Source organism: Sphingopyxis sp. HIX, from assembly GCF_001468285.1.
Classification (GTDB): Bacteria; Pseudomonadota; Alphaproteobacteria; order Sphingomonadales; family Sphingomonadaceae; genus Sphingopyxis.
Genome location: NZ_LNSB01000012.1, coordinates 51083 through 63118 on the forward strand (window position 1 = coordinate 51083; position 12036 = coordinate 63118).

12 protein-coding genes are annotated in these 12036 nt (G+C 61.7%); 2 read left to right on the forward strand and 10 right to left on the reverse strand.

Annotation, left to right across the window (positions count from 1 at the left end):
• Positions 1-23: 23 nt before the first annotated feature.
• From ATE62_RS07775 to hpaH, 5 genes are all read right to left on the reverse strand, one after another.
• Positions 24-1577 (reverse strand): FAD-binding oxidoreductase, encoded by a 1554-nt coding sequence (locus ATE62_RS07775; protein ID WP_058807234.1) that lies wholly within the window; start codon positions 1575-1577, stop codon positions 24-26.
• Positions 1574-2143 (reverse strand): hypothetical protein, encoded by a 570-nt coding sequence (locus ATE62_RS07780; protein ID WP_058807233.1) that lies wholly within the window; start codon positions 2141-2143, stop codon positions 1574-1576. Before ATE62_RS07780 ends, ATE62_RS07775 begins: the two co-directional genes overlap by 4 nt.
• Positions 2140-2790 carry a UbiX family flavin prenyltransferase gene (locus ATE62_RS07785; protein WP_156420460.1) on the reverse strand — a complete coding sequence of 217 codons (651 nt, stop codon included), beginning with the start codon at positions 2788-2790 and terminating at the stop codon, positions 2140-2142. The genes ATE62_RS07780 and ATE62_RS07785 overlap by 4 nt, the downstream gene beginning before the upstream one ends.
• Positions 2791-2899: 109 nt before the next feature.
• A complete protein-coding gene (locus ATE62_RS07790) occupies positions 2900-3670 on the reverse strand; it encodes an HpcH/HpaI aldolase family protein (RefSeq protein WP_231736193.1) in 771 nt (256 codons plus the stop codon).
• A 1-nt stretch (position 3671) separates the two neighbouring features.
• Positions 3672-4472: a 2-oxo-hept-4-ene-1,7-dioate hydratase gene (gene hpaH, locus ATE62_RS07795; RefSeq protein WP_058807232.1), complete on the reverse strand. Its 801-nt coding sequence runs from the start codon at positions 4470-4472 to the stop codon at positions 3672-3674.
• 161 nt (positions 4473-4633) lie between these two features.
• On the opposite strand from hpaH, the gene ATE62_RS07800 reads away from it, so the two are divergent.
• Positions 4634-5545, forward strand: coding sequence for an alpha/beta fold hydrolase (locus ATE62_RS07800; protein WP_228765590.1), 912 nt, complete (start codon positions 4634-4636; stop codon positions 5543-5545).
• A 77-nt stretch (positions 5546-5622) separates the two neighbouring features.
• Here ATE62_RS07800 and ATE62_RS07805 read toward each other — a convergent pair whose 3' ends face one another.
• Genes ATE62_RS07805 through ATE62_RS07815 form a run of 3 tightly spaced genes read right to left on the reverse strand, consistent with a single transcriptional unit; the run spans position 5623 to position 8305 of the window.
• A complete protein-coding gene (locus ATE62_RS07805; protein WP_058807231.1) occupies positions 5623-6120 on the reverse strand; it encodes an aromatic-ring-hydroxylating dioxygenase subunit beta in 498 nt (165 codons plus the stop codon).
• The gene (locus ATE62_RS07810; protein ID WP_058807230.1) at positions 6117-7292 is read right to left on the reverse strand and encodes an aromatic ring-hydroxylating oxygenase subunit alpha; all 1176 of its coding nucleotides are present in this window, start codon (positions 7290-7292) and stop codon (positions 6117-6119) included. The genes ATE62_RS07805 and ATE62_RS07810 overlap by 4 nt, the downstream gene beginning before the upstream one ends.
• On the reverse strand, positions 7289-8305 hold the full coding sequence (locus ATE62_RS07815) for a dihydrodipicolinate synthase family protein (protein WP_058807229.1): 1017 nt from the start codon (positions 8303-8305) through the stop codon (positions 7289-7291). Before ATE62_RS07815 ends, ATE62_RS07810 begins: the two co-directional genes overlap by 4 nt.
• 172 nt (positions 8306-8477) lie before the next feature.
• On the opposite strand from ATE62_RS07815, the gene ATE62_RS07820 reads away from it, so the two are divergent.
• Positions 8478-9266: a 1,6-dihydroxycyclohexa-2,4-diene-1-carboxylate dehydrogenase gene (locus ATE62_RS07820; protein WP_058807228.1), complete on the forward strand. Its 789-nt coding sequence runs from the start codon at positions 8478-8480 to the stop codon at positions 9264-9266.
• Positions 9267-9278: 12 nt separating this feature from the next.
• Here the strand turns inward: ATE62_RS07820 and ATE62_RS07825 are convergent, their stop codons facing one another.
• A complete protein-coding gene (locus ATE62_RS07825) occupies positions 9279-10511 on the reverse strand; it encodes an NAD(P)/FAD-dependent oxidoreductase (protein WP_228765591.1) in 1233 nt (410 codons plus the stop codon).
• An 11-nt stretch (positions 10512-10522) separates the two neighbouring features.
• A complete protein-coding gene (locus tag ATE62_RS07830) occupies positions 10523-12028 on the reverse strand; it encodes an aldehyde dehydrogenase family protein (protein WP_058807227.1) in 1506 nt (501 codons plus the stop codon).
• Positions 12029-12036 lie beyond the last annotated feature (8 nt).

Here is a 12036-nt window from a genome sequence, read left to right on the forward strand (position 1 = left end):
CGGGAGATCAAGGGACGCCGACATCAGCCGCGCGCAGCCTTCGGCCAGATACCCTGCTTGCCTGGCGACAGAATTCCATTCGGATCGAGCACATCCTTCAGGCGGTGGTGCAGGTCCCATAGCGCTCCATCATTGTGGCGATAGGTCTTCGCGATCTGGTCCATGAAGGCGAGATGGGTGCGATATTCGCCGAAGCCCGCGTCGGCAGCCTCGTCCACAAGGAGGCTGAACAGGTCGTATGCACTTTTGCGCATCGCTTCGTCGGCGCGATTGTACATGATCATCAGGATGTGATGCATGTCGCGCCACCCCACGAGGAATTCGCCGATATAGTCGAAGCCGAACTGGTGGCAGCGTTGCTTGATCAGATTATATTGCGACATCGCCTCGGCCCCGTTCGGCGCGGAGATTGGCGAGAAGTTCACATGCCCGCCCCCCCCGATCCAGTTCATTATGCTGAACTCGGTCATATTGGGTTCGCCGCGCATCAGTTTCACGCGGTAGTCCCATGCCGGGTCGTTTTCGCGCGCGAAGTGAAATTTCGCCCCCGGGATGCTGCCGAATGCGTCCTCGATGACTTTCCAGTTGTTCTCGATCATGGGCGGCGGCCCGTAAAGCGCGCCGTAAAAATTCCACATGCCAAGATCGAGATCGGATGCGATCTTGGCCCGGACCGACGGCGGAACCGGGCCTTTTCCGTCATAATAGTGACGGCGTGTCGTCTTTGCCGATGCCTCCCACAGCAGATCGACTGCGACAGCAGCATTCGGGATGATCTGGTTAACCTTGAGCGGGCGCGTGATCTCGAAAATCTGCTCGAGATCTTCTTCCCGCGGGAAGGTGATCATGAACGGCTTGTACCCGGGTGGCTCGGGCATCAGCCAGATGCCGAGCTTGGTGACAACGCCGAAGTTCGATTGGGTGAACATGCCATCGAACTGGGGACCGATGCCATGCTTGCTGATCTGCCAATTCTTGCTTCCCGCGATTCCACCTTGCCCCGTGCGCACGACCTGACCGTCCGGCAATATCACTTCCATGCCGCACTGCATGATGAAGTGATCGCCGTACGGAGTGTAGCCGGCGCCATGTTCGAGGGCATTCCCCATCACGCCGCCCCATGCCGGCGCGGCGGGATCGATCCAGAGCTTGCTGCCGATCCGCTGGAGGTGCCGGTAAAGCTGCATGTAGGAAACGCCGGGCTCAACCAGCGCATAGCCATATTTCTCGTTGACCTCGATGATCCGGTTCATGCGCTTCAAGTCGAGGATGACATATCCGGACTTGCGGGGCGCCGGGCCGCCATAGGCAAAATTTCGCCCTGTCCCGATCGTCCACAACGGCGCGCGATAATTGTTCGCGACCGCGAGAATTTTCTGAATTTGCTCGATATTCTCTGGAGCAACGGCCGCCGAGGGCAACAGCGTGCCGTCGGCGAGAGGCGAATATGCATCGCGGTAGCTTGAAAGAGGAAGCTCGTCGACGAACACCCAGGATTTCCCGACGACGCCGGAGAGCTCCTCCAGAAGGCGCGAGAAGTCGGCAGCAGCAATGCCCTCGGGAAGGTTGGGCGTCATCGGACACCTCCGTCGAGGCGAAATGCCCAGGTCACGAGAAATCCGGGACTGCGCGCACTCAAGCCGCAAATTTCCGAGGCGCACCCCGACTCCCGCGGCCCGGCCGCCCGTCCGGCGAGCTCGTCGCGGAGGCGCATCGCAGCGACGGCCGGCCATGTGAATTGCGAAACACCTGCGAAGCCTGGCTGGCCGGCTATCCGGTGCGTCCATCGGCCGGCGCCATAACTATGGTCCCAGCGCAGGATCGGAGTGGCGCCTGCCTCGATCAGAAGCTGACCGGCGATCATCGCCACCGGGTCGGAGGTCAGTCCGGCAATCACGCCCTTTCCGCTCGGGCGGTATCCGAATAATTCGTCCAGCCCAGGCCCAACCTCCAGCGCGCTGGCGGTCGGAACCTCCGAGGCAAGCGCATCGGAGAAGCGGATGCTTTCGGGGATTCCCTGCTGCCGCACCACCCGGACCGGTTCGCCTCGCGCAGGCACGGAGCCGAGGCCGGCGACCCCTGCCAATCCAGCGGTGACAAGCCCTGCCCCGAGCAAGTCGCGGCGATTAAGCTCGTTCATCATTGGCTTACCCTTTCCGAAGGTTCGGTCGATTCAAGGCGCGTGACCTGGGCACTGCTGAGGCCGGTCCAGCGCCGGTCCTGTTCCCGATGAATTCCGAACTGATCGAGGACGCGAATGCAGCTGTGATCGACGATGTCCTGGACCGTCGACGGCCGCGCGTAGAAGCCGGGAACAGGCGGAAATATGACCGCGCCCATTTCAGAGCATGCGACCATGTTGCGCAGGTGAGCGAGATTGAGCGGCGCTTCGCGGACCATCAGCGTCAGCCTGCGCCGCTCCTTGAGCATGACGTCGGCTGCACGAGTGATGAGATTGTCGGACAGCCCGTTGGCGATTGCGGCCAGAGTCCGCATCGAGCATGGCGCGACCACCATACCCTCGCACAGGAAGGATCCGCTCGCGATAGAGGCTCCCACGTTGCGAACATTGTGCACGACGTCGGCTGCCGCTTCGAACTGCTTCAGCGTCAGCGGTAGCTCCTCACGGATATTCAGCACAGCGGCCTGAGAAACGACGAGATGCGTTTCGAAGCCGGGCGTATCGCGCATCATTTCGAGAAGCCGCAGACCGTAGACTGCGCCGGTGGCGCCAGTCACGGCAATAACGATCCTCCGCAGCGTCACAGGACCCGGCGGATCGCGTCGCATTTCGGTCCAGAAATCGCCATTGCGGACCCGCTCCCGATTCTATTGTCGACGCACACCATACAATCCATTGCTCATTGTGCAAGGGATAAGTGGGTGACGCCGTCGCGCATCATGGCTTGAAGCGTTCCAGCAGCCTCCCGGCCGCATCAGCGAGCGCGAATGCGTCGATTCCGACGGCGACGAAGCTCGCCCCGGCCGAGAGATGGGCATCGACCAAGGAGAGATCGCGCGACAAGATTCCTGCGGGCTTTCCGGTCGCGATGATCCGCGCGAGAGCGTCCAGCGTCAGGTCCCGCAGCCTGTCCCTGTTGGAGCTGCCCATCAGCCCCGCGGAGGCTGCGAGGTCCGCGGGACCGATGAAGAGGGCATCGACACCGTCGACCGCGGCAATCGCCTCGAGATTTTCTATCCCCGCCATGGTCTCGATCTGCGCGATTACGCAAAGCTGCGCGTTCGCTTCAGAGACAAAGGTGGGAATAGCACCCCAGCGCGACGCCCTCGCGCCGCCGATCCCTCGGCTCCCTGCAGGCGGATACCGGCATGCATCGACGATCCGGGTCGCCTGTTCGGCATTTTCGACCATCGGGATCATCAGCGTTGCAGCGCCCAGGTCCAGGATCTGCCGCAGCGCGATCGGATCGGAGGAAGGTGCGCGTACCACGGCGGCGCAGGAAGAGCAGCCTTCTATCGCGCGAAGCTGGTCAATAATGCCGGGCAGCGTCTGCGGGCCGTGCTCGGCATCGATCAGCAGCCAGTCGAAACCGACCCCGGCGCATATTTCAGCCACACTGGCGTCGGCCAGGGCAAGCCAGAATCCGAACAGGGGACGTTGCTGCGCCAGCGCGGCTTTGAAGTGATTGGGAGGCATGGGCAACGGCACGTCAGGCGAATCTCATGCCGATGGTGCCGAGCCTGCCGAAGTCGGCCGATATCACGTCGCCGCGAGAGACGGGAACGGGGCGCGTAAAGGAACCTCCGAGCAAGATTTCTCCGGCTTGCAGGCCCTCGCCCCAAACTCCCAACCGGTTCGCGAGCCAAGCGACGCCGCGCGCTGGATGGTTCAGCACCCCGGCCGAGAGGCCGGTCTCCTCGATCACGGCGTTGCGCGAGAGGATGGCGCCCACCCACCGAAGGTCAACGGCATCGACCCGGACCGGACGGCCGCCGATGACGATGCCGGCATTCGCCGCATTGTCCGCGATCGTATCCTGGATCTTGCGCGCGCTTCCCGTCACCTCGTCGATGGCTTGAACGCGGCTATCGATGATCTCTATCGCCGGTACGACATAGTCCGTCGCCGCAAGGACGGCGTGAGCCGTGACACCGGGCCCTTTCAGCGGGCGAGCCAGGAAGAAGGCGAGCTCGACTTCGACCTTCGGGTTGATGAAGCGATCGATAGGGATATCGCCTCCTTCCTCGAAAGCCATGTCGTCGAGCAATGTGCCATAGTCCGGTTCGGTAATGCCGGCCGATTGCTGCATTGCGCGGGAGGTCAAACCGATCTTCCGCCCGATGGAATGGCGGCCCGATGCGAGTTTGCCGTCCACCCAAGAGCGGGCGACCCGGTAGCCATCCTCGATCGTCATATCGGGATAGCGGGCCGACAATTGACGAACTGGCGTTCGCGTCTTCTCGGCTTCGCCCAATTCGCCGGCGAGCGTCGCGATGAGCCTATCGTCCATGGCGGTCCCCTTCCGATCTTCCTTCGCGAGCCAAAGCGCTGCGCGTGGAAGTGAAATCCAATGGGCAATGCATTGCACATAGAGATATTCGAGTCTAGCGATATGGGACCTCGCGAGATCTCAAACGCGAATACAATAGACAATGCGATATCCATTGTGCAATGCTCTTGGTTGTCTTCGACATGGAGAAGGAAGGGAGAGACATCGTGAACACAGCTGTACGCGAAGAAAAAATCGTGGGCCGCGGGCTGACATCGCACACGCTCATTGCTGGCGATCCTGCCAATCCGGCGGTCCTGCTGCTGCATGGCGCCGGGCCCGGAGCGCACGCCGCGTCGAACTGGCTGCACCTCATGCCCGACCTGGCGGAGAATTTTTTCGTCGTCGCTCCGGATCTGATCGGCTTCGGGCAGTCGACGATCCCCGACCCCTCGCCGGACAATATCATGGGCTGGATCGGCACGCGCGTGGAACAATGCCTCGGGCTCATGGAGACCATGTCGATCGACGTCGCTCACGTCGTCGGAAATTCGATGGGCGGCGCACTTACGCTGCAGCTTCTGAGCGAGGCCCCGGAGCGTTTCGGCAAGGTCGTATTGATGGGTTCCATCGGGGCTCCCGCTCCCCGCACGCCGGAACTCATCCGGCTTCTTTCATTCTATTCCGATCCCCGTCCGTCGCGGTATCGGCAGCTTATGCACAGTTTCGCCTATGATGCAGACAAGTTCGAGGGCATGGAGGAGATCGTCACGTCGCGCTACAAGATTGCCACCGACCCGTCCGTCATGGCCGTCGCAGCGAAGATGATCGACTCCATGAAGGTTGGTATCGAAGCTCTGGCGATGCCGCCGTCAATCCTGAGCAAGCTTCCGCACGACGTGCTGATCTTCCACGGCAGGCAGGATCGCATCGTACCCCTCGACACCAGCCTTTACCTGCTGGAACATCTGCAACACGCGGAACTTTATGTTCTCGACAGGTCCGGCCATTGGAGCCAGCTTGAGCGGTGGGACGTCATGCGGCCGATGATGGAACTTCACTTCGGCGCCAGGGACTGGGCAAAATCGGGCTGACGATTTGGGCCATCGTCTCGCGTGAGCCGACGCCGTTTGCCGGGCGGCCACTCCCCCCAAGTGACCGCCCGGCGGGGCTAAATCGGATAAACCAGGTAACGTGGGAGCACGGTCGTATCGAGCAGCGCCCGGCGGGAGAGGAGCCTAAGTTCTCCCGCCGCGGATTCGCGCACGACATCCTCGTACCTGCCCGTTGCCAGCACTTCCGATACGCCGCTATCTTCGGGCGTCATGAACACGCTGAAATTCGAACGTGCGTGCCAGGTCTGATCATCGATGCGCCCGGTCGCCACCCGCTGTACAAAGTGCCGCGTACGATAATCCTGGAAGGTTCCAGCCCAGATTTGCGTGATATAGGTAACCCGGTCGAGGAGTCGTGCGCGGCAATCGTCGTACATGAAACCGAGCGCAAGCCCCTGTTCCTCATTCTCGGCCGACAGGCAGATGTAGGAGGCCGCATCTTCCTCGGCATAGTTGGACAACCAGCGCGCCATGTCCTTGCTGTCGAGGGCGTCGGCGTCGGACACGAGCAGAGCGTCGAGGGCGCGGTTCAGAGAATCTGGCGCGAGGCTCATGCCGCACGCCTCGCGAATCCCATGACCTCGCGATAATATTCCCAGCGCGGCAAGTTACCGCTCTCGTCATTCTGCAGGAATTCCTCCTCGATCGTCTCGGGATCTCGGACGCCTTTCTGGAAGACCGCTGCTCCCGGCGTATGATTTCCGATGTGAATGCGATGGAAGATCGACGCGTCTTCCATGCTGATGAGGCCGCTCGGCCCGAGGAGGTTGGAGCTTTGACGCAGCCGGTGACGCACCATTTCCTCGTCGTCATCGGCGTGCGCAAAATAGGCGTAGTGAACTTCGACGCGCTCGTGATCGATGGGAGTCGCAAATCGCAGGTTGATAACATCGAGATGTTTCGTCGCGACGAACGTCGGAAAAAGGCTCACGATCCGCGACCCGACCGAGGGGTCCTGACCCTTGAACTCGATGATCGAGGGATCTTGCAGGATGGTGTCGCCGCGGGCGACCGACAGCTCGGATTCGAATCCGATATGGCCTCGCTTCGTGCTGGTGAACTGCCGTCCCTTTCCGCCTTGCCAGTTCAGCAGGTTGAAGGCCTGATGGAGCAAGGGGGCGTGATACCCGTCATTGTCGGTATAGGACTTCCAGTTCGTGTTGTAGCGAACCTTCTGATAGCCAAGCAGCTTCAGGCGTCCGTCGCCGCCAACCAGCTCCCGCAGCGTCTCCATCATCCCCCCGAGGCTTTCCACAAGAGGTTCGGTCCGCGCCGACATCGTGACGAATACGAGACCGTAGACGCTCTCCATTCTCGGCTGCGCGAGCGGATAGTCGGAGCGGTTGAATCCGGGCAGGAATTCGCGCTGGTTCGGACAACCGACCAGCTCCCCCTTCGTGCTGAACAGCCAGCGGTGATAGGGACACTCAAATTCTGTCTTGTTCCCCATCGGCGCGGTCTCGAGCTGATTGCCCCGGTGGGAACACGCGTTGAAAAAGGCCCTTACGACCCCATCGTCGCCACGCGCGATCAGCAGCGGGACACCCGCGAGCCTGAAGGTCTTGAAATCGCCTGGCTCGGGAATCTCGCTCTCGTGACACACGGGGTGCCACTCCTCGCCATGAAAGATACGACGCAACTCGACGTCGTAAATGTCCTTGCGCGTGAAAGCTTCCTTGGGAATCTCGTTTATATTGTGCGGCCAGTCCAGCTCTACCTTTGTCATAACGCCGACTCCATTGCTGCGGGGGTAGCGCGCTCCGCTTCAAGCGCCCTGCCAAGGTCAGCCCACATCGTCCCCGACTGCCGCGCGCCGGCCAGAAAGGCCTCGGGAACGAGATGGTATGGTGGCCGGACGGGGCCGGCCTTCATCCAGCCTGCCGCGTCCATCCGCGCCTTCTCCAGCCCGATATTGTACGTCGAGAATTCCTTGAAACTTCCATTCGGAAATAGCGGGGCCGCGGTCGGCCCGAGGCGAGACTGGAGCGCCCGGGCAGCCGTCCAGTCACCGCTTGCCCTCGCTCCCGCGACGATGTCGCGCAAGGTGGTCGTCACGAGGGGATGGCACACCGCACCGCTCGACCAGAAGGCGTCGACATCGTCTGCCATCCTCGCCGCGGCATAATAGTCGAAATCGATCGGAAGCAGCTTGATCTTGTCCTTCACCGCGGCAAGATCGGCCAACAGGGTTCCGATACCGATATATTTGGCCGTAACGACTTGCGGAATCTCGGCGACTTGCGCCCAGAAGGATCGCGGAAAGTCGAATTTGAACGCTTCAGGGTTCGCATAGACCGCGATGTTCATGCCGGGCACTGCCTCTGCGACGTCGCGGTAGAACTGGACTGCCACGTCGAGCGCGGGCGCACACCACATCGGGATGCCGAGCATCGTTCCATCCGCGCCGATCTCGAGTGCCTCGCGGGTCAGCGCGATCGTGTCGCGCGTGTTGAGACAGGTCGTTCCGACGAACACCGGTACGCGGCCTCGGGCGGCATCCACGATGGCACGCATATAGTCGAGCTTTTCGGCGTGGGTGAGCGTGGCTGCCTCGCCCAGCGTACCCATGCTCAAAATCCCGTCGATCCCGGCTTCTATCAGGCCATTCACAACGCGTGCGGCTTCGTCGAGATCGACGGTTTGCGTGGCCCGCCAGTCCGACGCATCATCGGTTGCTGGCGTCGGTATGATCGCCCAAGCGCCCCTGATATCCCGCGGGTGGATTAGCCTGTCGCGCATTGTCCCTCTCCTTTGAAGCTCCGCAGAATCGCGGGCCTCATTCATTGTTCATAGTGTAATGCTTTACCCCTTGTGTTTGCAAGCACCGAGATGGTAAGATTGGACCGATCGTTCGATGCCAAGATAAACACTTGAAACTATGCAACTAATTGCGATGCGGGAGAAATGATCCATGTATGGCGGCTCTAATCGTTTTGCTGGTCAAATCGCGGTGGTCACGGGAGGCGCGCAAGGGATCGGCCTCGCTGTCGCAACGCGGATGGCCCGCGAGGGGGCCTCTGTGACAATTGCCGACCGCGCCGAGGAGGCGACAAAAGGAGCGGTAGCGGAACTGCGGTCGCAGGGGCTGGACGCACGGGCCGAGTGCCATGATCTGGAAGGCCTTGAGGGAGCGCGAGCCCTTTATGACAATGTCATGAGCCGTCATGGCCGGGTCGATGTCGCCGTGCATAATGTCGGTGGCACGATTTGGGCGAAGCCATTCTGGGAATATTCCCCCAACGAGATCGAAGCGGAGATCAGACGGTCGCTCTGGCCGACCATATGGTGCTGTCACGCTGTCTTGCCGCACCTCATTTCCGCCGGGCAAGGCGCGATCGTGAATGTCGGATCGGTTGCGACGAGAGGCATCAACCGCCTGCCCTATGCCGCCGCGAAAGGGGGTGTCTCCGCGTTGACGGCGGCATTGGCACAGGATCTGGAAGATCGCCCGATCCGCGTGAATTGCGTGGCACCTGGCGGCGTGAATGTCGCGCGCGTAACGCCCCGCAACCCGGCACCGCCCACCGACGCGGACCGCGCGGGTTTCGACACCGTTGTCCGTCAGACGCTTCGCGACACGCCGATGGCGAGGTTCGGCGAGCCGGACGAGATCGCGTCCGCGATCTGCTTTCTTGCCGCGCCGGAGGCATCCTATATTACGGGGCAGACCTTGTATGTCGCAGGGGGCGGGATAGGCTGAGGTCGACGAGGCTCAGGCCGTCGCACGCTTCAATATCTCCCGCAGCGGTGTATCGACATCGGCAAGATGCGCCGCGTCGATCTGCGTTCTGCGCTCCACGAGGCGCTTTGCGATGCCCATGTCGGAGGGGCGGTTCGCGGTGAGTGCACCGGTCACGATGCCGTCCGACAGGAAGAATGCGGAGAAGGCGCCATCTTCCATCCTCCCGCGGAGTATCACCTGCTTTTCGGCATCGATCCGCCCTGTGCACTGAATATTGAGGTCATACTGATCGCTCCAGAACCAGCAGGGACGACAATATTCCACCGGCAGCCCGAGCATGCCCGACGCAGCCGCCGCCCCTTGCTCCGCTGCATTCTGGTAGGTTTCCAGACGAACGCGCCCGCCAAAGAAGTCAGGCTGCTCGGCGACATCTCCCGCAGCGAACACGTTTGGATTGCTGGTCCTGCACTGGGCATCGACGACGATCCCGTTGCCCACGGCAAGTCCGGCGCTCGCTGCCAGCTCGATCGCGGGCACGATTCCTATCCCTACGACGATGGCATCGCACGGCACCAGTTCGCCGTCGTCAAGCTCGACCGCATTGACCCTTGACCCTTCGCGGCGGAGCGCGGCAACCGACCTGCCGAACAGGGACCGAACACCCTGCGTACGATGATATTCTCCCAGCCACCCGCCGAAATGCTCGCCGATCGTGCGAACCATCGGGGCAGCAAACGGCTCGATGGCCGTGACCTCGCACCCGATGCGGCGCGCACTCGCCGCAACCTCGGCGCCGATCACCCCCATTCCGATCACGACTATCCGGGCGCCAGGCCGCAAATCTCCGGCCAGACGAAGCGCATCGTCATAGGTTCGCAAATGATGGACGTTGACAGCGTCCGCGCCGTCCAGCGGTAACCGTCTCGCGGCCCCGCCCGTCGCGAGCAATATCCGGTCCGCGTCGATGCGCTCGCCCGAAGCCAGCCCGATGGCCCCCGCGCTCAGGTCGATGGTGTCCGCTCGCACACCGAGGCGAAGCTCTATTCTGTTCGCTTCGTACCAGGCTTCATCATGGAGATAGAAGGTTTCCGGCGGCGCTCCGTCGTGCCACAGCAACTCTTTCGAGAGCGGCGGTCTTTCGTAAGGCCGCCACGGCTCGTCGCCGACGAGGTGTATCCGTCCGTCATATCCAGCGCCGCGGAGCGCTTCCGCTGCGCGCGCGCCGGCCATATTGGCGCCGACGATCGCAATATTTCTGATCATCTGCGCTCGTCCTACTGATCGAACATTCCAAGCTTGCCGTCCTGGAGATTGACGATAACTGACTTGGTCTGCGTGTAATGGTTCAGAACCTCGTGGCTGAACTCGCGGCCGAAGCCGCTTTGCTTATAGCCTCCGAGCGGCATGTTCGGCTTGAGATTATAATAGCGATTGATCCAGACGGTCCCGGTCTCCAGCTTTCGCGCGATGCGGTGCGCCCGCGCGATATCACGGGTCCAAACGCCACCGGCCAGGCCAAAACTGGTGTCGTTCGCGCGCGCCATCATTTCATCCTCGTCGCCCCAGCTCTGCACGGTGGTCACGGGACCGAATATCTCCTCTTGCGCGATGCGCATGTCGTTCGCGACCTTGGTGAAGATCGTCGGCTGCACATAGTGACCTTTTGCAAGACCAGGATCGGCTGACCGCGCTCCGCCGGCAAACACGGTTGCGCCTTCTTCCACGGCCAGCGCGAGATAGGATTCGACCTTCTCCATCTGCATTGCCGACGCCTGCGCTCCGAGCTGGGTCGCCGGATCCAAAGGGTCTCCCTGGCGGATGTTGCCGAGCGCAGCGCGAAACTTCTCTAGAAATTCCTCCTCGATGGCCTCGTGGAGGAAGAGCCGCGATCCGGCGAGGCACACTTCGCCCTTGTTCAGGACCGTGGACATGGTGGCACTCTCGACAGCGGCGTCGATATCGGCGTCCGCACATATGATATGGGCCGACTTTCCGCCCAGCTCGAGCGTCTGCGGCACGATGTTGGCAGATGCATATTGGATGACGCGCCTTGCCGTCGCTACCGACCCCGTAAAGGCCACTTTTCGCACATCCGGGTGGGTAACAAGGGCTTCCCCGACGTCGGCGCCATAGCCTGTCACGACATTGACCACGCCTGGGGGCAACAGATCTGCCATTTCCACGAAGAATTCGAGCACCGACAAACATACGGTCTCGGCCGGCTTCAAGACAATGGTGTTGCCGGCCGCGAGCGCGGGCGCCACCTTGCACGCCATCATCAGGAGCGGGACGTTCCAGGGAATGATCTGGGCGCAAACACCAAGCGGCTCCCGGTGTACGATCCCGATCGCATCGGGAAAGTCCAGCGTCTGGCCATGCAGGCCGTAGGCCGCGCCGGCAAAAAGCTCGAACTGGCCGATCGCATTGGGCATGTCGAAATACATCGACTCCCGGATCGGCTTGCCGTTGTTCAAGGTCTCGAGGATGGCATATTCCTCGTGCCGGGCCTTGAGCCGGCGAGCGATCTCGTAAAGCAAGTCCTGGCGCTCTGCCGCGGAACTTTGAGACCAGGCCGGAAATGCGGCTTTCGCCGCAGCGACCGCGAGCCCTATATCCTCTGCATTGCCGGCCTGGATCCGCGTCAAGGTTTCCCCTGTCGCAGGATTCAAGAGCGCGATCGTCTTTCCGCTCGAGCCTGCGATCCACTCGCCGCCGATCAGGTGGCCATATTCGCTCCGGATGCCATAGTTGCTCTCCACGGGTTTCAGCGATGCAGACATGTCAACTC